At 37.8% G+C, this 23,376-nt stretch carries 21 protein-coding genes; 15 read left to right on the top strand and 6 right to left on the bottom strand.

Going from position 1 to position 23,376, the window contains the following annotated elements:
• The first annotated feature begins 8 nt into the window (after positions 1 to 8).
• From CKV69_RS00780 to CKV69_RS00710, 15 genes are all read left to right on the top strand, one after another.
• Positions 9 to 1,247: an MATE family efflux transporter gene (locus tag CKV69_RS00780; RefSeq protein WP_014325768.1), complete on the top strand. Its 1,239-nt coding sequence runs from the start codon at positions 9 to 11 to the stop codon at positions 1,245 to 1,247.
• Positions 1,244 to 2,437, top strand: coding sequence for a hypothetical protein (locus tag CKV69_RS00775; RefSeq protein WP_014325767.1), 1,194 nt, complete (start codon positions 1,244 to 1,246; stop codon positions 2,435 to 2,437). The genes CKV69_RS00780 and CKV69_RS00775 overlap by 4 nt, the downstream gene beginning before the upstream one ends.
• On the top strand, positions 2,437 to 3,609 hold the full coding sequence (locus tag CKV69_RS00770; RefSeq protein WP_014325766.1) for a glycosyltransferase family 4 protein: 1,173 nt from the start codon (positions 2,437 to 2,439) through the stop codon (positions 3,607 to 3,609). Before CKV69_RS00775 ends, CKV69_RS00770 begins: the two co-directional genes overlap by 1 nt.
• 23 nt (positions 3,610 to 3,632) lie before the next feature.
• Positions 3,633 to 4,667 (top strand): nucleoside-diphosphate sugar epimerase/dehydratase, encoded by a 1,035-nt coding sequence (locus CKV69_RS00765; RefSeq protein ID WP_005723086.1) that lies wholly within the window; start codon positions 3,633 to 3,635, stop codon positions 4,665 to 4,667.
• Positions 4,668 to 4,669: 2 nt separating this feature from the next.
• On the top strand, positions 4,670 to 5,791 hold the full coding sequence (gene wbjC / locus CKV69_RS00760; protein ID WP_005754491.1) for a UDP-2-acetamido-2,6-beta-L-arabino-hexul-4-ose reductase: 1,122 nt from the start codon (positions 4,670 to 4,672) through the stop codon (positions 5,789 to 5,791).
• A 12-nt stretch (positions 5,792 to 5,803) separates the two neighbouring features.
• Positions 5,804 to 6,934, top strand: coding sequence for a non-hydrolyzing UDP-N-acetylglucosamine 2-epimerase (gene wecB, locus CKV69_RS00755; RefSeq protein WP_005751750.1), 1,131 nt, complete (start codon positions 5,804 to 5,806; stop codon positions 6,932 to 6,934).
• Positions 6,934 to 8,154 (top strand): glycosyltransferase family 4 protein, encoded by a 1,221-nt coding sequence (locus CKV69_RS00750; RefSeq protein ID WP_010906969.1) that lies wholly within the window; start codon positions 6,934 to 6,936, stop codon positions 8,152 to 8,154. The genes wecB and CKV69_RS00750 overlap by 1 nt, the downstream gene beginning before the upstream one ends.
• A 43-nt stretch (positions 8,155 to 8,197) precedes the next feature.
• Complete coding sequence (locus tag CKV69_RS00745) at positions 8,198 to 8,800, top strand: sugar transferase (RefSeq protein ID WP_005751751.1); 603 nt, start codon at positions 8,198 to 8,200, stop codon at positions 8,798 to 8,800.
• 1 nt (position 8,801) lies between these two features.
• Positions 8,802 to 9,845, top strand: coding sequence for a GNAT family N-acetyltransferase (locus CKV69_RS00740; RefSeq protein ID WP_014325763.1), 1,044 nt, complete (start codon positions 8,802 to 8,804; stop codon positions 9,843 to 9,845).
• Positions 9,846 to 9,857: 12 nt separating this feature from the next.
• Positions 9,858 to 10,445, top strand: a complete 588-nt coding sequence (locus CKV69_RS00735; protein ID WP_014325762.1) for a GNAT family N-acetyltransferase — start codon at positions 9,858 to 9,860, stop codon at positions 10,443 to 10,445.
• A gap of 24 nt (positions 10,446 to 10,469) precedes the next feature.
• Positions 10,470 to 11,639, top strand: a complete 1,170-nt coding sequence (locus CKV69_RS00730) for a DegT/DnrJ/EryC1/StrS family aminotransferase (protein WP_014325761.1) — start codon at positions 10,470 to 10,472, stop codon at positions 11,637 to 11,639.
• A gap of 22 nt (positions 11,640 to 11,661) precedes the next feature.
• Entirely contained in the window at positions 11,662 to 13,602 is a 1,941-nt protein-coding gene (locus tag CKV69_RS00725; RefSeq protein ID WP_025248425.1) for a polysaccharide biosynthesis protein, read from the top strand.
• 101 nt (positions 13,603 to 13,703) lie between these two features.
• Entirely contained in the window at positions 13,704 to 14,867 is a 1,164-nt protein-coding gene (locus tag CKV69_RS00720; protein ID WP_014325759.1) for a polysaccharide export protein, read from the top strand.
• Between the two features lies 1 nt (position 14,868).
• Positions 14,869 to 15,312 (top strand): low molecular weight protein-tyrosine-phosphatase, encoded by a 444-nt coding sequence (locus CKV69_RS00715; protein WP_014325758.1) that lies wholly within the window; start codon positions 14,869 to 14,871, stop codon positions 15,310 to 15,312.
• An 11-nt stretch (positions 15,313 to 15,323) separates the two neighbouring features.
• A complete protein-coding gene (locus CKV69_RS00710; protein ID WP_014325757.1) occupies positions 15,324 to 17,423 on the top strand; it encodes a polysaccharide biosynthesis tyrosine autokinase in 2,100 nt (699 codons plus the stop codon).
• A gap of 102 nt (positions 17,424 to 17,525) precedes the next feature.
• Here the strand turns inward: CKV69_RS00710 and cpdA are convergent, their stop codons facing one another.
• The 6 genes from cpdA to htpG form a co-directional block, all read right to left on the bottom strand.
• Complete coding sequence (gene cpdA / locus CKV69_RS00705; RefSeq protein WP_005751755.1) at positions 17,526 to 18,356, bottom strand: 3',5'-cyclic-AMP phosphodiesterase; 831 nt, start codon at positions 18,354 to 18,356, stop codon at positions 17,526 to 17,528.
• A gap of 167 nt (positions 18,357 to 18,523) precedes the next feature.
• The gene (gene nudF, locus CKV69_RS00700) at positions 18,524 to 19,132 is read right to left on the bottom strand and encodes an ADP-ribose diphosphatase (RefSeq protein WP_014325755.1); all 609 of its coding nucleotides are present in this window, start codon (positions 19,130 to 19,132) and stop codon (positions 18,524 to 18,526) included.
• 9 nt (positions 19,133 to 19,141) lie between these two features.
• On the bottom strand, positions 19,142 to 19,828 hold the full coding sequence (locus tag CKV69_RS00695; RefSeq protein WP_005757121.1) for a M15 family metallopeptidase: 687 nt from the start codon (positions 19,826 to 19,828) through the stop codon (positions 19,142 to 19,144).
• The gene (gene dapE / locus CKV69_RS00690) at positions 19,825 to 20,961 is read right to left on the bottom strand and encodes a succinyl-diaminopimelate desuccinylase (RefSeq protein ID WP_014325754.1); all 1,137 of its coding nucleotides are present in this window, start codon (positions 20,959 to 20,961) and stop codon (positions 19,825 to 19,827) included. Before dapE ends, CKV69_RS00695 begins: the two co-directional genes overlap by 4 nt.
• A 79-nt stretch (positions 20,962 to 21,040) precedes the next feature.
• Positions 21,041 to 21,385, bottom strand: coding sequence for an ArsC family reductase (locus tag CKV69_RS00685; RefSeq protein ID WP_005717328.1), 345 nt, complete (start codon positions 21,383 to 21,385; stop codon positions 21,041 to 21,043).
• A gap of 71 nt (positions 21,386 to 21,456) precedes the next feature.
• A complete protein-coding gene (gene htpG, locus CKV69_RS00680; RefSeq protein WP_014325753.1) occupies positions 21,457 to 23,352 on the bottom strand; it encodes a molecular chaperone HtpG in 1,896 nt (631 codons plus the stop codon).
• Between the last annotated feature and the right edge of the window lie 24 nt (positions 23,353 to 23,376).

Here is a 23,376-nt window from a genome sequence, read left to right as displayed (position 1 = left end):
CTGAAATTATGTTAATACGAAATACGCTATTACTCACAATAAGCCATATGTTATCTCGAGGAAGCTTAATTTTTTCTTCCGTGATCATATCAAGCTTAATGGATAAAGAACAATTCTCAATCTACAGTTATTTCATATTAACAACGACGACAATATCTATTTATTCTGCCTTGGGAATAGGAATCACGACAAATAAATTTTTTTCCTCATTAAAAAAAGAACTTAATTTAGAAACACCCGTGATGACACTATGGATTATAAATATTAGCCTAGCAATCTTAGGAGGAGTAATATTCACTCTATTATCAGAACAAATCATTCCTAAATCAATTAACTTTAATAAAAATTATTTTTCTCTTGTTATTCTTTTTTTATGTTTGGATATTTATACAAGCAATGCGCTCATTGGATTAGGAGAATATATAAAATTATGTATTACATCACTCCTTTTCTTTTGCATAAACATTATTATGGTGGTGATAGCAATTTTAAATAACAATATCGATTACGCGATACTAGGATTAATCTCTGGCGTGATAGTCCAACTGATCTTTAATACAGTATTCGTACTCCGATATCTTTCGAGCATACAGCTTTTAGAGAAAGTAAAAATAAAAATAGCCCACTTAAAAGAAATTTTAAAAACAATGGGACCCATGATGTTTGTTTCTCTCTTTGCCGCATCGAATACTTGGATAGTAAGTCAATATATTTTAGTTTCAAACAGAGAAAGTGCCCTTGAGTTCAATCTCTTTTCAATAGGATTACAATGGTTTTCACTGGCGCTCTTTTTACCCTCTGTTTTTTCTAGAGTATTACTAAACTATTTTATCTCTCATACACATTCAAATAGTTTAGTCATAGCGAAAAGAAATATTGCGTTGATTCTTTCCCTATTTTTATTGCTCACATTTGTTTCATATATTGCATCACCCATCATTCAAGGGATTTATAGTAGATACACGATTCCTGCAATATTAATACCTTTATTCTTATTCATTGCAGGAATAAATTCATCTACAAACATATTAGGTAATATTTTGATTTCTCAAAATCAAGAATGGGTATGGTTAATTTTCGTAACAATTGGTTTTCTATTGCTAAACATACTTTGTGCTTTAATAAAAGAAATCGACAGCATGACTGGTACAGTCATTATGTTAATTAATAACATTCTTATATTTTCACTTTCTCTGTTTTATTTATTCGTTTATAAAAAACCTCATAAAGAAGAAATAAAAATATGAAATATCTCGTTATACTTATATTAAGCTTATTTTCATTACTGTTTATATCAACAACAGGAAATCTGTTCTTTGTATTAAGTATAACTCTTACACTAATAACATTATTGGTAACAGAAAATAAAAATTTAGTCCATCAATTATTAGGTATAGGATATGTCACCTTTGTCGCTTATCCTTATGTCATACTCTTCTACCTAGGCTGGCAAGAAGAAACGCTTTATCTCTTTTATATGGTTCATTTTTATTTTTTCTTTTTCTTTCTTTACTTTACAAAAGAAACTGATTTTTCAAAAGAAAAAATAATCAGAGAAAATGTAAGGTTAAAAAAAATAAAATACTATTTTTTATGTTTATCATTAATAGGAATGTTATTTTTAACCAACGGTGATCCAACTTTTTTCGTCGCTGGTGCTGCAATAATATTATTATTCATGCTGAGATATATGAATAACTTTGGCTATAAAGACTTATTTATATATAGCATACCATACCTAGGTTACATCATTATTTACTCAATATTTTTCTGGTCTGGGTTTGGTCGTCTTGTTCTCGTTGGTAATATTATTTTCCCATTATTATATTGGTTAAAATTCTCCAGATTTAAAATAGGCAATAGCATTATATTTATTTTTTCAATCATCATTGGCTCCTTAATGTCATTACTTAGATTTGAAAATGAGAGCCTAACACTTGATTTATTATTAAAAGATTCAGCTGTGGGTCCCTTTATATTGAGTTATGGTATGTTTTCTGCAAAAGATTATTATCAAATTGATTTATCTGGCTTATCAGAACAAATCCAACTGATGTTCTTCGCTTTTACACCAAGAGCACTATGGACAGATAAACCTATTGGATTCGGCAGACTCTATGTAGATAAAGAAATGGATACGACAATTTTTTCAGATAGTCATTCTATCGCTGCGCTTATTTTCGGTGATTACTATTTCTTTCTGAGTGAGTATTGGTTAATTGGTATCATTTTATTTTCTGTTTTCATCATTTTGTTTTATCGGTTTTTAAATCATAAACTCGTATCAATTAACCATGTTGCCCTCATTTATCTCCCTACATTAATTTGGGGAGGCATGGCTTCTTTCGGTGCAAGATTTAGTACTGGTGCAATGGCAATATTGATTTTACTCTTTATTGAAAAATGTTTATTTAAATACATCAAAGGTAAAAAATAATGGAAAAGAAAAATGTTTTGATTTTCACAGGATTATACTTGCCTGGTGTGAAAGGTGGTGGTCCAATTAGAACGATTTATAATTTAACCTCACGCCTTAAAAATGACATCAACTTTTATATTATTACTTTAGATAGAGATCTTGGCGATCCTTCACCATATAAAAATATTGCAACAAATACATGGACAGCCGATGAAAATGGCACAAAGATTTATTATATCAACCCAAATTTTAAGATAAGAGAATTAATAAAAGTCGTTAACCAAATTGACTATGACGTTCTATACCTTAATAGTTTCTTTAATTTTAGATTTACTATTATCCCGTTATTTTTAAATAAATTTCATTTTTTTAAAACAAGTAAACCCATTGTTTTAGCACCACGTGGGGAATTGTCATCAAGTGCATTATCTCTCAAAAAATGCAAGAAAGAGATATTTACAAAACTCGCATCATGGATTGGGCTCTATGATCAAGACATTGTCTGGCAAGGGTCAAGTGCGCATGAAATTAATGATATATATACATTCTTAGTCAAAAATAATATCACTTATAAAAAAATAATTGAATGTAGAAATCTATCAACCCCCTCTTCATTAACAACATCCAAAGAGGGAATAAATAATCAATCAAGGTTGAGAATTTGTTTCTTATCAAGAATAGCAAAAATAAAAAATTTATATTTCGCATTAGAAATACTACAAAAAATAGATTTCCCTGTTTTCTTAGGTATCTATGGACCATTAGAAGACAAAAAATATTGGAACGCTTGTTTATCATTAATTAGCAAGCTCCCTTCTCATATTGAAGTGAAATATTATGGCATCGTTGAAAATACAAAAGTACAAGAAACAATTTCAAACTATGATTTATTTTTCGTGCCGACTCAAGGTGAAAATTACGGTCACGTATTTATAGAAGCCCTTTCTTCTGGCACCCCAATATTATTAAGCGACCAAACACCTTGGCGAAATTTAAAAGATAAAGGCATTGGTTGGGATATTCCTTTAGCAAGAAAAGATCGCTTTATTCATGCTTTACAGGCGTTTAATCATCTCAACGTGGAAAAAAGACAGATTATTAAACAAAAATGTATCAATTTTGCTGACAGCATTATTAATAGCAAAGAAGTCTTAGATGCCAATAAAAATATATTTTTGGATTTAGTCTAATCTTTACATTTGAGGAAAGTATTATGTTTAAAAATAAAACACTTTTAATTACAGGTGGAACGGGTTCTTTTGGTAATGCTGTACTCAAACGTTTCTTAGAAACAGATATTCGAGAAATTCGTGTTTTTTCGCGTGATGAGAAGAAACAAGATGACATGCGGAAAAAATATAATGATGCAAAATTAAAATTTTATATTGGCGATGTTCGTGACTACGATAGTATTTTAAATGCCTCGCGAGGTGTTGACTATATTTATCATGCTGCCGCATTAAAGCAAGTGCCTTCATGCGAGTTTTATCCGTTAGAGGCAGTGAAAACCAATATTTTAGGTACGGCAAATGTCTTAGAAGCCGCCATCCAAAACCAGATAAAACGCGTCGTCTGTCTTAGCACAGATAAAGCGGTGTACCCAATTAATGCGATGGGCATTTCTAAAGCAATGATGGAAAAAGTCATCATCGCAAAATCGCGTAACCTAGAAGGCACACCAACGACAATCTGTTGTACTCGCTATGGCAATGTCATGGCATCGCGTGGTTCGGTTATCCCATTATTTGTCGATCAAATACGTCAAGGCAAGCCTTTTACTATTACTGATCCTGAGATGACACGCTTTATGATGACATTGGAAGATGCTGTGGATTTAGTCCTATATGCATTTAAAAATGGTCAAAATGGTGATGTTTTTGTACAAAAAGCCCCCGCAGCAACCATTGGTACCCTTGCCAAAGCAATTACCGAATTATTATCTGTCCCAAATCACCCTATTTCCATTATAGGTACGCGTCATGGAGAGAAAGCATTCGAAGCTTTATTAAGCCGTGAAGAAATGGTTCATGCAATTAATGAAGGTAATTATTATCGCATCCCAGCCGATCAACGCAGTTTAAATTACAGTAAATATGTCGAAAAAGGGGAACCAAAAATTACCGAAGTCACCGACTACAACTCACATAATACTGAGCGTTTGACTGTCAAGGAAATGAAGCAGTTACTGCTTAAACTTGAATTCATACAGAAAATGATTGAGGGTGAATACATCTCACCGGAGGTATAAAAATGAAAGTCTTAGTAACTGGTTCAAATGGTTTTATTGCGAAAAATCTGATTCAGTCTTTATCTGAGGAACAAGATATTGAGATTTTATGTTATCACCGTCAATCCTCTGAGAAAACGCTTATTCATCATGTATTGAGTGCTGATTGGATTATTCATCTTGCGGGTGCGAATCGTCCACCTGAAGAACAAGAATTTATGACATCAAATACACAATTGACGGAAAAAATTTGCCGTATTTTACAGCGTCATCAGAAAAAAACGCCTTTGTTATATTCCTCTAGCATTCAAGTAGAAAGTCCCAAAATAAGTACTTATTCGCAAACCAAATTAGAAAGTGAATATCATGTTCATCAATTACATAAAGAAAATGGTAATCCGATTTATATCTGCCGTTTAGCTAATGTCTTTGGCAAATGGTCACGACCTCACTATAACTCGGTAGTCGCCACATTTTGCCATAACTTAATTCATGATTTACCCATCGAAATTCATGATCATACTGCAGAAATAAGGCTCATTTATATTGATGATGTCGTTGACACCTTTTGCCGTCTTATTGCAGGCAAATACCAACCTCAAACTACGCCTTTTTATATCAACCCAGAATATAAAATCACGGTAAGTGAGTTATATCAACTGCTCATGTCATTCAAAAATACACGCAATACCCTGATAACCAGTGAGGTTGGCACGGGGTTAAAGCGCGCATTATATGCCACTTATCTCAGTTTCTTACCCCCTGAAAAATTTACCTATGTGATTCCGCAATATCGAGATGAAAGAGGCGTTTTTGTCGAAATGCTTAAAACACCGAGCGCGGGACAATTCTCTTATTTTTCAGCACAACCCGGAATCACCCGCGGCGGACACTACCATCATAGTAAAACAGAAAAATTCTTAGTGATTCGAGGTAAAGCGCTGTTCAAATTCAAACATGTCATAACAGGGGAAACTTACCAATTAGAAACACATGGGGAACATCCGACGATTGTCGAAACGGTTCCGGGTTGGGCACATGATATTACAAACATTGGTCATGATGAGATGTTTGTCATGTTATGGGCAAATGAAATATTTGACCGTGAAAAACCCGATACGTATGCCATGCCAATTACATCTTAATAGGAATAACTAATGAAAAAGCTAAAAGTCATGACGGTTGTTGGTACTCGACCAGAAATTATTCGCTTATCTCGAGTCATTGTGGCTTGTGATAAACACTTTCAGCACATTCTTGTCCATACTGGACAAAACTATGACTACGAATTGAACGAGGTCTTTTTCCATGATTTAGGTATTCGCAAACCTGACTACTTCCTTAATGCTGCGGGAAAAACCAGTTCAGCCACCATCGGAAATGTCATTATTGCCGTTGATCAATTACTGGAGGAAACCCAGCCAGAAGCATTATTAGTTCTTGGTGATACCAATAGCTGCCTTGCCGTATTACCCGCCAAGCGTCGAAAAATCCCAACGTTCCATATGGAAGCAGGAAATCGTTGTTTTGATATGCGTGTGCCAGAAGAAATCAATCGTCGTATTGTAGATCATACAGCCGACATTAACCTGACTTACAGCACTATCGCAAGAGATTACCTCCTCGCTGAAGGACTAAGTCCAGATCTCATCATCAAGACAGGGAGTCCGATGTTTGAAGTACTGCATTTCTATCATGAGCGAATTAAGCACTCAAAAATATTAGATAAATTAGGATTAACCCCTTTCCAATATTTTGTAGTTAGTGCACACCGCGAAGAAAATATTAATTCAGAACCGCACTTTTTGGATTTAATCCATACATTAAATGCGGTTGCGAAAAAATATCAATATCCTGTGATCGTTTCGACACATCCAAGAACCCGAAAACGGATCGAGGAGTTAAACATCACTTTTCATCCATTAATTCAGCTATTAAAACCGTTAGGCTTCCTTGACTACAACAAATTACAGCTCATGGCAAAAGCCACTCTATCTGATAGTGGAACGATCAATGAAGAGTCCTCTATTTTAAATTTTCCTGCATTAAATCTACGACAAGCTCATGAAAGACCTGAAGGAATGGAGGAAGCGGCTGTCATGTTAGTTGGACTACAAGCTGAACGTGTTTTACAAGGTTTAGCTATTCTTGATGAGCAACGTCGTGGACAAGAGCGAGATTTACGCTTAGTCGCAGATTACAGTATGCCGAATGTAAGTGCCAAAGTGATACGTATCCTTTTAAGTTATACCGATTATGTTAACCGCGTTATTTGGAAAAAATACTGATGAAGATTTTACTATTAACTCAATGGTTTGAGCCCGAGCCAGCTATTAAAGGGTTGGCATTTGCAAAAGAATTAAAAGCGCAGGGACATGACGTACAAGTCTTAACTGGCTTTCCGAATTATCCCGGCGGAAAAATATATGAAGGTTATAAACTTCGATTTTTCCAAAAAGAATGCATTGAAGGCATTCCTGTATTAAGGGTGGCGCTCTACCCAAGCCATGATAGCTCAGCCATAAAACGCATTCTCAATTATGTCAGCTTTGCCTTTATGGCAATGTTATTCGGTATCTTTGCGACCAAAAAATGTGATGTTATTTATGCCTATCACCCTCCTTTAACAACAGGCATCGCCGCCATCATGATTAAACTTTTTAGACGGACGCCCGTTATCTATGATATTCAAGATTTATGGCCAGATACTTTAAAAGCCACTGGCATGCTAACGCATGATCGATTACTAAAAATCGTCGATTACGTCTGCCAATGTGTTTATAAATGTGTTGATCATATTGTGGTTTTAAGCCCCGGCTTTAAAGAAAAACTCATCCAAAAATCCGTTCCCGCAAATAAAATCAGCGTGATCTATAACTGGTGTAACGAAACTGCGCTAATCAACACTGAAACGTCACAAACTGTTCATTTATGTCACCAAAAATTCAATGTTCTTTTTGCTGGCAATATGGGAAAAGCGCAAGCCCTCGATACGATACTGGATGTCGCAGCTAATATGCATCCTTATCCTGATATTCATTTTACCTTTATCGGTTCTGGTACAGAAACAACACGCTTAAACACGAGAAAAGATGATGAAAATTTAACGAATGTGACTTTTATACCACGTGTACCGATGTCTCAAATCGGTCATGTATTACAACAAGCAGATTTATTACTAGTTCATCTGAAACAAGACGCGTTATTTGAAATCACGGTTCCCTCAAAAATACAGGCGTATATGGCAATAGGAAAACCCATTTTAGTTGCGGTACCAGGAGATGCGAGCAATTTAGTGAGGCTCGCACAATGTGGAGAAACCGCGCTATCAGAAAATATCGAGAGCATACAACGTGCCATTTTGAAAATGTATCACTTGCCGGCACAAACACGCCATCTTTTAGGCAAAAATGGGAATACTTTCTATTTTAATGAATTATCTTTGCAAAAGGGTACTGAGAAATTTATTGAATTGTTTAAAAAAATAAAACCTGAAAAATCAGTTTGATATTCAGCTCACAACTTCGTAAACAGCTTAGGAGAGTGGAACAATGCTAAAACGTTTTCTCGATATTGTGATTTCAGCCACTGCGCTAATTTTACTTTCTCCCCTATTTTTAATTATTGCTTATCAAGTAAAAAAAAATCTAGGGACGCCTATTTTATTTCATCAGATGCGCCCTGGGCGATATGGTAAAGCGTTTAACATGATCAAATTCCGCACAATGAAGGACAGCAGAAATGAAAAAGGCGAACTTTTACCTGATAGTGAACGATTAACACCCTTTGGTCATTTCCTACGTTCAAGTAGCCTAGATGAGTTACCGGAATTATGGAATGTCTTAAAAGGCGATATGAGTTTAGTTGGACCTCGTCCTCTCTTAATGGAATATCTCCCCTTATACAATGCTGAACAAGCTAAACGGCATAACGTGCGCCCCGGCATTACCGGTTATGCCCAAGTTAACGGGCGTAATGCAATCAGTTGGGAACAAAAATTCAAATTAGATGTTTGGTACGTAGAAAATCAATCGTTGTGGCTAGATATCAAGATTCTCTTGAAAACCCTCAACGTCGTCATTTTTCGCAAAAATGTTAACGATCAATCGGGGCATTCGATGCCGAGATTTTTAGGTGATACGGAGAAAAAATAAGATGAATACTTCTGTAACATGTACGCTTGTTGAGATCGATCATGAATGGGATAACAAGATTCAAGCCTTTGACTTCGATATTTATCACATGTCTGGTTGGATCAAATCGTCTGCACTCATTGATCAAGGTGAGCCCAAAGGATTGATTATTACCCTGAATGAAAAAACCTTGTTGTTTCCTCTCATTATTCGTCGATTAGATGACAAATATTGGGATATTACTTCCACTTATGGTTATAGCGGTGTATTAGCCGGCACAAACTTAACAGAAACAGAAATCGATAAGATGTTAACCGCTGCGATAGATTATCTGAAAAACAAACATTGTGTTTCATGGTTTCTACGTCTTCATCCTATTTTAAATGCTAATTGGTTTTCGCATGTTGGTCATTTAGTAGCGCATGGTCCAACCCTTTCCTCCGATTTAACAAAAACAGCAGAAGAACATTGGGCAGAAACACAATTAAGACATCAAAGAGGCATCAAAAAAGCGCAGAAAGTCGGCGTAACAACAAAAATCGAACAATTAAATAATCAGAATCTTGAAATCTTTATCCATATCTATGAAGAGACAATGCGTATGTTAGGCGCGACGGCATTCTATTTCTTTCATAAGCAGTATTACGACAGTTTATTACAGTTATTACATAACAACATTATCTTAATTACAGCATTCAATAAAAAGCAAAAACCGATAGCCTCTTCAATGTACACCTATTGTCAGAAAAGTGGAATTATGCAGCACCATTTAGGTGGGACATTAGATGATTATCGAGAGTTACAACCCTCAAAATTGATTACTCATGAAGCACGTAAATGGGGAAGAGAAAATCACTATAAGGTCTTACATTTTGGTGGTGGTTTGGGAGCCCAAAAAGACTCTTTATATGAATATAAGAAAGGTTTTAGCTCAAATAGCCATATATTCAAGACTCACCGCATTGTGATTAATCAAAATGTATATCATCAACTATGTCACGCCAAAGGGTGTACAGAAGAACAGATTCACAATCTAACAGAGTATTTTCCACTCTACCGCAAATAAGGGGAAAGCAATATGTTAACAGGTGAAAAAGTAGTATTAAGAGCAATTGAGCTCAAAGATAGCGAATTATTACAACACTTAATGAATGATCCTCTTATTACGGGTAAGACGATTGGTTGGACTTTTCCAGTGTCATTACATGCCCAAGAGAATTTCATCAAATCTTTATCTAATTCAAACAAAGATTATCGCTTTCTTGTTGTTGATAAACAAACACGAGCAGCAATTGGTCTGACTGGATTGTGGAATATTCATTGGCAAAATCGATCCGCAGAATCTGCCATTAAGCTTTCTCCTCACGAAAGCCAAAAAGGTTATGGCACTGAAACTATTATGCTCATGATGGCTTGGGCATTTTATACCGTTGGTTTAAGACGCCTTTATGCAGAAATTCTCACTGAGAATGCGCCCAGTCTTGCAGTTTATCTTAAAAAGTGTCACTGGCGAATTGAAGGCACACAACGAGAAGCCATCTTTAAAGCGGGAGAATGGCGAGATGTACATAATATCGCCATTTTAAAAGAAGAGTTTGATCAATTACCCGAGGCACAAAAATATATTCATTTTGTTTGCCCTAATAATAAGACTCCAACTCGTTAACTTTTTACTTTGGAGAAATTTATTATGCTCAATACACCTTTTGCACCTTGGCCATCCTTTTCAGCACAAGAAATTGATGCCGTCGTCAAAGTACTTCAGTCTAATCAAGTCAATTACTGGACAGGACAAGTATGCCGAGAATTTGAAAAAGAATTTGCACACTACACTCAAACAAAGCATGCCATTGCGTTGATGAATGGTACAGTTGCACTGGATCTTGCCTTAAAAGCCCTCGACATTAAAGCAGGCGATGATGTGATTGTGACTTCTCGCACTTTTCTTGCTTCAGCAAGCTGTATTATCACTGCCGGCGCAAATCCTGTGTTTGCCGATGTTGAGCTTGATTCACAAAATATCTCTCGTCGAACTATTGAAGCCGTTTTAACGCCGAATACAAAAGCTATCATCTGTGTACATTTAGCCGGGCTAATGTGTGATATGGATCCGATTATGGCGCTGGCTCACGAAAGAGGATTGTATGTCATTGAAGACTGTGCTCAAGCTCATGGCGCAATGTATAAAGGACGTTCCGCAGGTTCCATAGGTCACATTGGTGCCTGGTCATTCTGCCAAGACAAAATCATGACAACTGGCGGAGAAGGCGGAATGGTGACTACGAATGATACGGTCCTTTGGAATAAGATGTGGTCCTATAAAGATCATGGTAAAAGTTTTGACGCGGTTTATCATAAAACACATCCTGCAGGCTTTAAATGGCTTCACGAATCTTTTGGCACCAACTGGCGCATGATGGAAATTCAAGCGGCGATTGGACGTATTCAACTTACAAAAATGCCAGAATGGACGAAAAAACGGAATCAAAATATGCAACGTATTTTGACCGCATTTGCTGATTCACCTTATTTTACGCAACATACACTAACACCAGATTATGTTCATGCTGCCTATAAATGTTACATACAAGTTAACCCGAAAACACTACCTCAAGGCTGGGATCGTGATCGTATCATGCAACATATCAATGCATTAGGCGTGCCTTGTTATAGCGGTTCTTGCTCAGAAGTTTATTTAGAAAAAGCATTTGAGCACACCACATGGCGACCAAATAAACGTTTAGAAAACGCGAAACAATTAGGGGAAACCAGTTTAATGTTTTTAGTCCATCCTACATTAACTGAATCAGACATCAGTCGATGTGTGGAAGTGATAAAAACAGTAATTGAACAAATTTAAATGGCGTTTAGAATTTATGAATATGCATTATTTAATCACTTCCTTAACACTGCTTTCTAAAACGAATAAAAAGATTTTTTTATTGGTGTTAGATTTCATTGCATGCCCAATTCTGCTTTGGCAATGTTATATGCTGAGATATTGGAGTATAGAAATTTCAGTAAATTTACCATTTTTATTGGGTATTTCGTTACTCACTGTAGGAAGCCTCCTTTTGTTTGGTGTGTATGACTTCATTATCCGTAGTTTTAGCGAAACGTTAATTTTACGCTTAGGTTTAGCCACCATTATCACCGTGCTTAATCTTTATCTTGTGACGTTCATTGCGGAAGAAATGTTACCGAGATCGATTCCGTTAATGTATGGTTTTTTAATGTTCACTTGGATTTGGCTCAGCCGTGGCATTATACGCTTTATCGTAAAAGCACACTTAACTACAAAAGCCCCCAAAATACGTATTGTTGTTTACGGTGCAGGCGCATCAGGACAACAAATTATCAGCGCACTACAACGTTCTTGTGAGTACTTACCTTTATTTTTTATTGATGATAATAAGCAACTTTGGGGAAGAACCCTAGGTGGTTTCAAAGTCTATTCTTTCGAAACTGCCATGACCTTGTTAAAAGACTATCGTGTTGATGAAATCTTAATTGCGCTTCCTTCTGTCAGTCGGGAACGTCGAAGAGAACTCATTAAAAAGCTGAATAAAACACCTTGTAAAATAAAAGAATTGCCGAGCTTACAACAACTCGTGGATGGCGAAGTAGGGCTTTCTGACATTCAAGAAATTGCTATCGAAGATCTCTTAGGGCGCGATCCAGTCCCCCCAATCACCGCTTTATTAAATAAAAATATCCAACATAAGTCCGTTATGGTAACTGGCGCTGGCGGTTCAATTGGTTCCGAATTATGTCGGCAAATTCTGTTAAATCATCCGACGAAATTAGTACTGTTTGATGTTTCAGAATATGCCCTCTACTCTATCCATCTTGAGTTATTACATATTCAGCAAGAGAAAGGAACACACGTGGAAATTATCCCACTGTTAGGCTCTGTACAAAATCTCAAGCTGCTTATCAAAGTCATGCAAACTTTTGAAGTTAATACGGTATACCATGCTGCTGCGTATAAACATGTTCCATTAGTTGAATACAATGTCATACAAGCGGTATACAACAACATTTTTGGCACATATAACGCAGCTAAAGCGGCGATGCGATGCCAAGTCGATGCCTTTGTATTAATTTCTACCGATAAAGCCGTAAGACCCACAAATGTGATGGGCACAACAAAACGTGTTGCAGAATTGTGTTTACAAGCCTGTGCCGATACCTATGGTAAAACCCTAGACGGCGTCGTCCATAAAACCCTTTTTTGTATGGTCCGTTTTGGCAATGTATTAGGTTCCTCAGGCTCTGTTATTCCTTTATTTAAACAACAAATTAAAGAAGGGGGACCGATTACTGTAACAGACGAACGTATCATCCGTTATTTCATGACGATCCCTGAAGCTGCACAGCTTGTTATTCAGGCAGGGGCTATGGCAAAAGGAGGAGATGTGTTTATCCTCGATATGGGCGAACCCGTTAAGATTCTTGAATTAGCGAAGAAATTAATTTTACTTTCCGGTCTCAGTATCAAAAATGAAAACAATCCAAATGGTGATATTGAAATTAAATTCACGGGCTTACGTCCCGGAGAAAAACTTTATGAAGAACTCCTCATTGGCGGAGAAAATGTCAGAAAAACGTTGCATCCACGAATCCTAACCGCGCAAGAAACATGTCTTCCTTTTTCGGAGTTGTCCTTACTCTTAGACGAATTGGAGCGTGCATGTAAAAAATCAGATTATCAAAAAATTCATGACATTTTGCGCAATGCACCGACAGGATATCAACCTGTCACAGAATTAGCAGACTTAATTTACACTCAACAAAATAATCACATACATCTATGGGGGTAAAGCAACGGTGAACATCAATAAATAAACTGTATCCAGATGAACAAAAAACCGAGGTAGCTGTAAGCCTTTCACTTATTCACTAATTAAAATGAGTAAAAGACATGTATAAATTATCTAGACTTCTCATCCTAATCGGCATTGGCATGTCTGTCTCTGCCTGCTCCGTCATGCTACCCTCTACCAAATCACCCGTAAGTGGTGTTAAGGTCTATGCGCAAGGCGGACCTCTTGATACGCAAAAAGCAGTCGATGCCTACTTAATTACCCCTTCGTTGGTTAAGCAACTCGCGCCTTCTATACCTTTTGCTCGTGCCAACCCGCCACTCGATCAAAAAATTAAAGCCTACCAATACCGTGTAGGTCCTGGTGATGTATTAAATATTACCGTTTGGGATCATCCTGAATTAACAACACCAGCGGGGGCTTATCGTTCGGCGGCGGAATCCGGTAGTCAAGTTCATGCTAATGGCACGATTTTCTACCCTTATGTAGGTTCTATTCATGTCTCTGGACTGACCGTAAGCCAAATTAGAAACAAACTGACCAAAAGGCTCGCCAACTATATTAGTGAGCCACAAATTGAGGTCAGTGTCGCCACTTACCAATCGAAAAAAGCCTATATTACAGGGGAAGTAAATCGTCCGGGGCAACAATATTTGACCAATGTTCCGTTAACTTTATTAGATGCAATTAACCATGCTGGTGGCTTATCTGAACATGCGGATTGGCACAATGTCACACTCAATAGCAAAGGAAAAGATGAAAAAATCTCAGTCGAAGCACTTATCCAACGAGGAGATTTAAGCCAGAACCGCTTATTAGTTGATGGTGATATTGTTCATGTTCCTCGTAATGATGCGAATAAAGTCTTTGTTATTGGTGAAGTTGCTCAACCGCAAATGCTCAAAATTATGCATTACGGTATGACATTAACTGAAGCAATCACAGCAAGTGGTGGTATTGATAAATTAGCTGCAGATGCAACGGGGATTTTCGTTATTCGTGGACAACGTTCGCCATCTACAACAAGACAAGCGACATCGTCTGAGGAAAATATAGAAAAAATTGCAGATATTTACCAATTAGATGTCACCGATGCTACCTCTTATCTTCTTGGTACCGAGTTTTATTTAAAACCTTATGATGTGGTTTATGTCACAACAGCTCCAGTTGCCCGCTGGAATCGTGTGATTAGTCAGATCGTGCCTACTTTGTCAGGGTTCGACTCAATCACTGAAAGTATGTTAAGAATCCGAAATTGGTAATATGTTTGAGCAAATTCTAGTCGTATGTATGGGAAATATCTGTCGTTCCCCTGTAGGGGAAAAATTACTGCAACACCATTTCCCAGAAAAAAACATTACCTCTGCAGGTCTTGTCACTGAACGTAGTTGCTTAGTTGACAAGCCTGCCGACGATATGATGATAAAAATTGCTAGCCAGCACGGATTAAATCTTTCGGCTCATCGTGCTAAGCAGTTGACACATGCATTATGTCATAAAGCCGATTTGATTCTTGTTATGGAAAAAGCGCATATTGAATTAGTTCATCAAATATGCCCTTTATCTCAAGGTAAAGTCATGTTGTTTGGACATGGATTAACTGCGTCAAAAGAGATTCCCGATCCCTATAAAAAGAGTCAAGAAATGTTTGAGTATGCTTATCAAATGCTAGATAGCGCAGCATATCAATGGAAAAAAATGTTATAGGATATGAAATAATGAACGAGAAAAACCATGAAGAAACACTTGATGTAATGAAATTCCTCGGCATTTTATTAGATCATAAAGGGTGGATTGCCCTGTTTACCCTACTTACAACACTCATTGGAGCAGGCTATGCCTTTCTTGCCCCTCCTGTTTATCTTGCGAATGCTTCCATACAAATTGAAGATAAATCAGCGGGCGGTGCATTAAAAGATTTCGCGGGGATCTTTGAGGAAAAATCCTCCTCGCATACCGAAATCGCGATTTTAAAATCGAGAATGGTGCTCTCGTATGCGGTTGAAAAACTCAATTTAACGACACAGGTTGAGCCAATTTATCCGATTCCTATCTTGGGTAAACTGTTCGCAAGTGCCACAGGCTATTCACCGCAAATCACCATTTCCCATTTCACACCACTCAATGAAGCAGCCAATACACTCATCTTAGAAATTGGTGAACAACGAGATAGCTATACCCTTTTTCTGGAAAAAACTACAGAGCCACTGCTAACAGGCAAAGTGGGGGAAAAATATGATACGGATCTTATTCAATTTTCTTTATCTCAGATAAATGCCAAACCTAAACAACGTTTTCTAATCAACAAGCTACCAGAATTAACCGTTATTTCAGCCTTACAGGAACAACTGTCGGTTCATGAAATTGGTAAACAAACGGGTATCATTAATATTGCGATTCAGGGAAAAGATAAAAAACACATACAAGATATCGTTTCGAGTATTGCTGAAAGTTACTTATTACAAAATGTCGCGAGAAATTCGGCAGAAGCCTCTAAAAGTCTAGAGTTTCTTAATCAACAATTGCCAGATGTACGTCAGAAACTGTCTGACTCAGAAAATAGATTGAATGAATTCCGCTTAAAAAATGAATCTGTTGATCTCAGCCTTGAAGCAAAAGCCACATTAGACACCATTATCCAAATAGAAGCGGATCTCAGCGAATTGTCTATTCAAGAAAGTGAAATCTCACGCAAATTTACGCTAAAGCACCCTTCTTATGTTGCTTTAATTGACAAAAGAAATGTCTTGAATGCGGAGAAAGAACGATTAAATAAGCAATTAGAAAAATTGCCAAATACACAGAAAGAAATGATTCGTTTTACACGTGATTTAGAAGTCAACCAACACATCTACATCCAACTCTTAAATAAAATGCAAGAGTTAGATGTTGTAAAAGCAAGCACTATTGGTAACGTTCGTATTTTAGATCATGCACAAGTATTTCCAAATCCTGTTGCACCTAAAAAAGCGCTCGTTATCATACTTGCCTTTTTATTAGGCGGACTTTTATCGTCCTTTTTAGTGCTGTTTAGGAATTATTTCCAACGTGGTATTGAATCAACGGCGGATGTTGACAAAACGGGACTACCGACTTACGCCGCCATTCCACATTCAGAACAACAGCCGGCGATTTCCCGCAAACATGTACATAAAGGAAAATATCGTCTCCTGTCAGAAAGTCACCCTGAAGACAATGCGATTGAGGCCATTCGTAGTTTAAGGACAAGTCTCCATTTTGCCATGTTAGAAGCACCAAATAATCTTGTGATGATTTCTGGCACATTACCTTCTGTAGGAAAAAGTTTTATTTCGAGTAATTTAGCTAATGTGTTAGCAAAAACTGGAAAACGAGTTTTACTGATTGATGCTGATTTACGTCGCAGTTACTTGCGCCCGTTCCTCGGTATTGCAAATAAACAGGGATTAAGTGAGGCTATTGCACAAAATATTCCATTTGAAGACATCGTTCATCAATATGCTGAATTTGCCATTATTACGAAAGGAAATACACCACCCAATCCATCAGAACTTTTTTATACTGCGCGTTTTCAGCAACTTCTTGAATGGGCATCGAGTCATTATGATCTTGTTGTAATTGATACACCACCAATTCTGCCGGTAACAGATGCCGCTATTATTGGACGTTATGTTGGTACAACCCTACTGGTTGGCTTATTTGGGAAAACAACGGTTAAAGAAATTGAAATCGCTAAAACACGTTTTGCACAAGCAGGTGTCCCCGTTAAAGGGTTTATTTTAAATGGTACAAAACGCAAAGCGCTGAGCTACTATGATTATTACAATTACCGCAGCTAGCATTTGAGGAAAAAAAGGAAAGTGCGTCATGTCACTCACTTTCCTAATCAATTTAGCCTAACTTAAAAAAACAAACATGTGTTGCCACATGGCTGTTTTTGCTTAATAGCCATCTTCATGCATATTCGGGAAGAACGTCTTATCTTGAATGCGTTTTACGCGTGTTTCAATCCGACCATCACTGTGTAATTCAAGCTCTCGCCAACCTGGCTGAACTGAATCAAGTGTAAACGTATTATGATCTGGTTTAAATTGGATACAGGTTGCAGGTGTTGCCATCACTCTATAACCTTGCCAGTTAGCATCCATTTCTTGGTGAATATGACCATGTAAAATCCCTTTCACTTTATCAAAAGGGGCTAATGCATACGCCAATTCATGAGCATTACGTAAATTATGCTGATCTAACCAAGTTGAATGGGTAGGCAAAATGTGGTGATGTAAGACAATTAACGTATAACGTTCTGGATGATCTTTTAATTTTGCGACCAACCAGTCTATTTGATATTGGCTTAATTCACCATGTGGAACGCCAAACACTTGACTATCTAACATTAAAATCTGCCAAGATTTGCCTAAAAGAATGTGCTTTTTCGGATTTAAATTACCTTGATCCTGATTCAAGATTTCAAACATTTTTGGTTGAAAATCATGATTTCCGGGAATCCAAAAGACGGTTTTTTCTAAGCTTTTCACTTGTTCACAAAAATGTAAGTAGCCTTCACGACTACTATCTTGAACCAGATCCCCTGTAGCTAACACCAGATCATAGTCAAAACGACTGGCTTTAATTTCGTGTAAAACTTGAGAAAAGCTTTGAAATGTATTGATGCCTAATAATTCCCCATGCTCATCTTTAAACAAATGAGGATCGGTAATTTGAATGATTTTGAACACCTCCGCTGATGTATCATATCTATAAGTGCTGAACAAAGCGAACTCCTACGACTAAAATAAAACTCTTTGTAAATTACCGACTTATCAAAGAAATTGCACCTACCAAAATAAAAAAATGTTAGCTATGTCATATTTATTGATAAAAAATTTTCTGAAAATTAAACCTAAATCACACTTTTATCGTGTGGATTTAGAAAATTGAATTATGAGAGGGTCTTATAATTCAACTGTAACCACTGTAATCCCAACACCGCAATGCTATTATCAATTTTGCCCTCATTAACCCATTGATAAGCTTGCTCACGGCTCACTACATGGACACGGATATCTTCATTCTCTTCGCTCAAACCGTGTAGCCCTTTCGCTGTTGTGCTATCCACTTTGCCCACAAACAAATGGATACGCTCAAACACACCACCTGGGCTGTCCCACACGCTTAAACAATGTTGCAAATCTTGCACTTGCACGCCGGCTTCTTCTTCGCTTTCACGTAGCGCAACCTCTTCTGGTTTTTCCCCTTCTTCTACCATGCCGGCGATCAACTCTAACAACCAAGGTGACTGTGCTGAATCAGGTTGATAAGCACCAATACGCACTTGCTCAACCAATACAACGGCATCTTTAATCGGATCGTAAGCAATCACCGCAGATGCGGCCCCTTTGACTAACAATTCACGAGTGACTACCCCACTGTATCCGCCAGTAAACAGCTTGTGTTTAAATTGAATCTTTTTTAATTGAAAAAAACCTTGGTATAAGGTTTCTTCTTTAAGAATGTCAATATCTTGCTGACGAAACTGTTGAATTTCCATGTTATCTCCTTAAATAAAAAAACGACAAAAAATCTGCGCGAGATTCGCAAGCAAACAGGCTTTGCCTGCAATTTCTTCCTGCTGCCATGCCTCACATAATATATCTGCATTAAACTGTTGTTGGGCTTGTTGTGCAATCGGTAAATAACTGATATGCCAAGGTTCATAACCAATTTCTTTATCTTGTGGTAACTGCGTGAAAGGCAAGGCAAAATCAAAATGAGCGAGATGTTGTTGCAACCACTCACTTAATTCAAAGAAATAACCGCCTTGTTCATATTCCCAAGGTTCAAGTTGTAAAGTTTGATGAGGAGGCAATAAGTGCGGATCAAAAACATCAATTTCCGTGCCCCAATGATGACGACTACCACCCGGCAAAGCAGACCAACGTAAAATAGCTTGTACTTTTTCCCAGTCGGAAAGTGTGCTCAAATCGAGCGGATTTCCCTGATCATCATGCACTTTACGCTCACCATAAAATTTCGCATTCCAAATGGCTTGTTGACGTTGAAAGTCACGAAAGCTACTGGCTGGCTGTAAATTAAAGCCATGTTTAGCCGCACTTTGCTGTAAACATTGAAAAGCCACTAAGCAATCTTGGTGTAAGAAATGATGGACAGAAAATGGGCAAGGGAGTGCAACTAAATGTGTGCGTGCCTTACCGGTTAATTGCTCGGGTGTAAAGAGAAAGCTCATACGCGTTCCAACATATTACACAAAACGTGCTGATATACTTCACCACATTTTGCCAGATCATCTACATTGACACATTCATCGACTTTATGAATAGTTTTATTCAACGGTCCAAATTCCACCACTTCTGCCCCCATTAACGCAATAAAACGGGCATCTGACGTGCCACCACCGGTATCTAAGTGCGGTCGGTTTTGCGTGATTTTTTCCACGACATCTAGCAAGGTATCCACCAATTTGCCTTTCGCTGTTAAAAACGGTTTGCCCGATAGACGCCACTCAATACGATAATTTAACTGATGTTTTGCTAACATCTCTGCAACTTTCTTTTTAATGATGTCATCGGTCACTTCTGTGCAATAGCGTAAATTAAATTGCACATAAAGCTCACCCGGTATCACATTATTGCTCCCTGTTCCCGCCTGAATATTAGCAATTTGCAATGAAGTCGGTGGAAAAAAGTCATTACCGTTATCCCATTGATAAGTGGTCAATTCTGTTAAAAAGCCAAGTGCCTTATGCACTGGATTTTGTGCTAAATGCGGATAAGCCACATGCCCTTGTACCCCTTGAATATAAAGGTTTGCTGTAATCGAACCGCGGCGACCATTTTTGACAATATCACCAAACTGCTGAGCACTTGAAGGCTCGCCGACAATACAATAATCAATCGGCTCACCTCTTGCCATTAATGTCTCGACTACACGTACTGTACCATCTTTAGCGGCGGCTTCTTCATCTGAGGTAATTAATAAAGCAACAGTACCTGAATGCTCTGGATTGGCTTTCACATAGTGTTCTGCCGCCACCACCATCGCCGCAAGCGATCCTTTCATGTCTGCCGCACCACGCCCATACAGCACATTATCCACTAGCTGTGCGGAAAAAGGCGGATACTGCCATTGGGTTGTATCCCCCATAGGCACCACATCGGTATGTCCTGCAAAGGCAATGACTGGCGAACCCGAACCATGTTTCGCCCATAAATTTAACGTATCATTAAAAGGGAGCCATTCGATTTGAAAACCTAAGCGTTCTAAACGCTCAGCGATGATCTGTTGACAACCTTGATCGTCAGGGCTAATGGATGGTCGGCGAATCAATTCACGGGCTAATTCAATAATGGAATTTTTCATTTTTATACCGCACTTTTGCTCAAGAAGGTAAAACGGGGTTTCTGTCAAAAAAGATCAGGGCAACCATACCACGATCGCCTTATTTAAAACAGGCTGCATACTCTTTTGCATTAAAGCCAATCAATGCCTTGCCGTCTTGTAAAATAATTGGACGTTTAATTAAGGTAGGCTGCTCAAAAAGCACCTCAAGTGCGGTCTGTTTTGATAAATTTTCTTTCACCTCATCACTCAGATTCCGCCATGTAGTGCTACGTTTATTGACTAACACTTCCCAGCCAAACTGGGCTTCAGCTTGTGCCAACCAGCTTTTGTCTAAGCCATCTACACGATAATCATGCAATTGGTGTGTAATATTATTGGCACTTAACCAACTTAATGCTTTTTTCACAGTATCGCAATTTTTAATGCCATAAACAGTAATCATCATTTCTCCTTAAAATAAAAATCCCTTAGATATTTGACCCAAGGGATTTTAGCATATTTCAAAATACGGCGTTAATGACTTGTGAGTTTACCTAACAAGGTGTTCATGCGTTTAATAAAGGCAACTGGATTTTCAAGGCTACCACGCTCAGCCAACATCGCTTGTTCAAGTAGCAATTCAATCCAATCGGCAAATTGCTGCTCATCGGCAATTTCTGCTACTTTTTGTACTAAACCATGTTCTGGATTTAATTCGAAGGTGTATTTAACCTCTGGCATCGCTTGACCCGCCGCAGCGAATAATTTCGCCATTTGGGTGGTCATCTGGTCATCACCCGTCGAAACAACCGCTGGCGTATCCGTTAAACGGTGGGTTAAGCGCACTTCTTTCACGCGCTCGCCAAGCAAGGTTTTCACACGTTCCACAAAAGAAGCATATTGCTCATCTTGTGCTTTTTGACTGTCTTCCTCTTTATCCGCTAAATCACCTAGATCTAAATCCGCTTTACTGATGGTTTGCAGTGGCTTACCGTCAAATTCCGTTAAGTAGCTTAACATCCATTCATCAATACGATCGGACAGCAATAATACTTCAATGCCTTTCTTATTGAACAATTCTAAGTGCGGTGAGTTTTTCGCGGCGACATAAGTATCTGCCGTAATGTAATAAATCGCCTTTTGTCCTTCTTTCATACGTGCCACATAGTCTTCTAACGACACGCTTTGTTGGCTGCTGTCATTGTGTGTTGAAGCAAAACGTAATAATTTTGCAATCGTTTCTTTATTTGCAAAATCTTCTGCTGGACCTTCTTTTAACACTAAACCAAACTCTTGCCAAAAGCGTTGGTATTTCTCCGCATCGTCTTTGGCTAATTTTTCGAGCATTTGTAATGCACGTTTCGTTAGGGCTTTACGTAAAGCACTCGTGACTTTGTTATCTTGTAAAATTTCGCGCGATACATTCAGTGGCAAATCATTGGAATCTAATAAACCACGCATAAAACGCAGATAATTTGGCATAAAGACTTGCGCATCATCCATAATAAAGACACGTTGTACATACAGCTTTAAGCCGTGTTTATGTTCGCGATTAAATAAATCCCAAGGGGCTTTTGCTGGCACATAAAGTAAACTGGTATATTCTTGATTTCCTTCTACTTTATTGTGTGCCCAAAGTAACGGATCGGTAAAATCATGACTTAAATGCTTATAGAACTCTTGATATTCTTCCTCCGAAATCTCATTTTTTGCACGTGTCCACAAGGCTTGCGCTTTATTGATTTTTTCCCATTTAATGCCGGTTTCTTTGCCTTCATCGTCATATTCTTTGGTTAAGATTTCTACTGGCAAACCAATATGATCCGAATATTTGCCGATAATTTCACGTAAGCGCCAATCATTTAAAAAGGCTTTTTCATCTTCACGTAAGTGAAGGGTAATTTCGGTACCGCGTTCTTTTTTGTCAATATCCGCCACAGAATACTCACCTTCGCCTGCCGATTCCCAAAGCACCGCTTTATCTGCACTTACGCCTGCTGCACGCGTTTTCACAGTGACTTTATCTGCCACAATAAAGGCGGAATAAAAACCGACCCCAAACTGACCAATTAATTGGCTATCTTTGGCTTGATCTTGTCCTAATGCACTTAAAAATTCTTTGGTGCCCGATTTGGCAATGGTACCTAAATGATCGATTACTTCATCACGCGTCATCCCAATGCCATTATCACTAATGGTTAAAGTGCCTTTCTCTTCATCAAAACGAATACGCACTTTTAAATCCCCATCACCTTCATAAAGCTCTGGCGCAGACAAGGCTTTAAAACGCAATTTATCTGCCGCATCAGAGGCATTGGAAATTAATTCACGTAAGAAAATTTCTTTATTGGAATAGAGAGAATGGATCATTAGTTGAAGAAGTTGTTTGACTTCCGATTGAAAACCACGCGTTTCTTGATTCGTTGACATAATATTTCCTTCTGTTACGCTTTA

The organism is Pasteurella multocida, from assembly GCF_900187275.1.
Taxonomy (GTDB): domain Bacteria; phylum Pseudomonadota; class Gammaproteobacteria; order Enterobacterales; family Pasteurellaceae; genus Pasteurella; species Pasteurella multocida.
This window is presented reverse-complemented; position numbering and strand designations above follow the sequence as displayed.

Excerpts from the sequence above, each read along its gene's own strand:
- CKV69_RS00780 (WP_014325768.1), top strand. The coding sequence starts at position 9 with ATGTTAATACGAAATACGCTATTACTCACAATAAGCCATATGTTATCT.
- CKV69_RS00775 (WP_014325767.1), top strand. The coding sequence starts at position 1,244 with ATGAAATATCTCGTTATACTTATATTAAGCTTATTTTCATTACTGTTT.
- CKV69_RS00770 (WP_014325766.1), top strand. The coding sequence starts at position 2,437 with ATGGAAAAGAAAAATGTTTTGATTTTCACAGGATTATACTTGCCTGGT.
- CKV69_RS00765 (WP_005723086.1), top strand. The coding sequence starts at position 3,633 with ATGTTTAAAAATAAAACACTTTTAATTACAGGTGGAACGGGTTCTTTT.
- wbjC (WP_005754491.1), top strand. The coding sequence starts at position 4,670 with ATGAAAGTCTTAGTAACTGGTTCAAATGGTTTTATTGCGAAAAATCTG.
- wecB (WP_005751750.1), top strand. The coding sequence starts at position 5,804 with ATGAAAAAGCTAAAAGTCATGACGGTTGTTGGTACTCGACCAGAAATT.
- CKV69_RS00750 (WP_010906969.1), top strand. The coding sequence starts at position 6,934 with ATGAAGATTTTACTATTAACTCAATGGTTTGAGCCCGAGCCAGCTATT.
- CKV69_RS00745 (WP_005751751.1), top strand. The coding sequence starts at position 8,198 with ATGCTAAAACGTTTTCTCGATATTGTGATTTCAGCCACTGCGCTAATT.
- CKV69_RS00740 (WP_014325763.1), top strand. The coding sequence starts at position 8,802 with ATGAATACTTCTGTAACATGTACGCTTGTTGAGATCGATCATGAATGG.
- CKV69_RS00735 (WP_014325762.1), top strand. The coding sequence starts at position 9,858 with ATGTTAACAGGTGAAAAAGTAGTATTAAGAGCAATTGAGCTCAAAGAT.
- CKV69_RS00730 (WP_014325761.1), top strand. The coding sequence starts at position 10,470 with ATGCTCAATACACCTTTTGCACCTTGGCCATCCTTTTCAGCACAAGAA.
- CKV69_RS00725 (WP_025248425.1), top strand. The coding sequence starts at position 11,662 with ATGCATTATTTAATCACTTCCTTAACACTGCTTTCTAAAACGAATAAA.
- CKV69_RS00720 (WP_014325759.1), top strand. The coding sequence starts at position 13,704 with ATGTATAAATTATCTAGACTTCTCATCCTAATCGGCATTGGCATGTCT.
- CKV69_RS00715 (WP_014325758.1), top strand. The coding sequence starts at position 14,869 with ATGTTTGAGCAAATTCTAGTCGTATGTATGGGAAATATCTGTCGTTCC.
- CKV69_RS00710 (WP_014325757.1), top strand. The coding sequence starts at position 15,324 with ATGAACGAGAAAAACCATGAAGAAACACTTGATGTAATGAAATTCCTC.
- nudF (WP_014325755.1), bottom strand. The coding sequence starts at position 19,132 with ATGGAAATTCAACAGTTTCGTCAGCAAGATATTGACATTCTTAAAGAA.
- CKV69_RS00695 (WP_005757121.1), bottom strand. The coding sequence starts at position 19,828 with ATGAGCTTTCTCTTTACACCCGAGCAATTAACCGGTAAGGCACGCACA.
- dapE (WP_014325754.1), bottom strand. The coding sequence starts at position 20,961 with ATGAAAAATTCCATTATTGAATTAGCCCGTGAATTGATTCGCCGACCA.
- CKV69_RS00685 (WP_005717328.1), bottom strand. The coding sequence starts at position 21,385 with ATGATTACTGTTTATGGCATTAAAAATTGCGATACTGTGAAAAAAGCA.
- htpG (WP_014325753.1), bottom strand. The coding sequence starts at position 23,352 with ATGTCAACGAATCAAGAAACGCGTGGTTTTCAATCGGAAGTCAAACAA.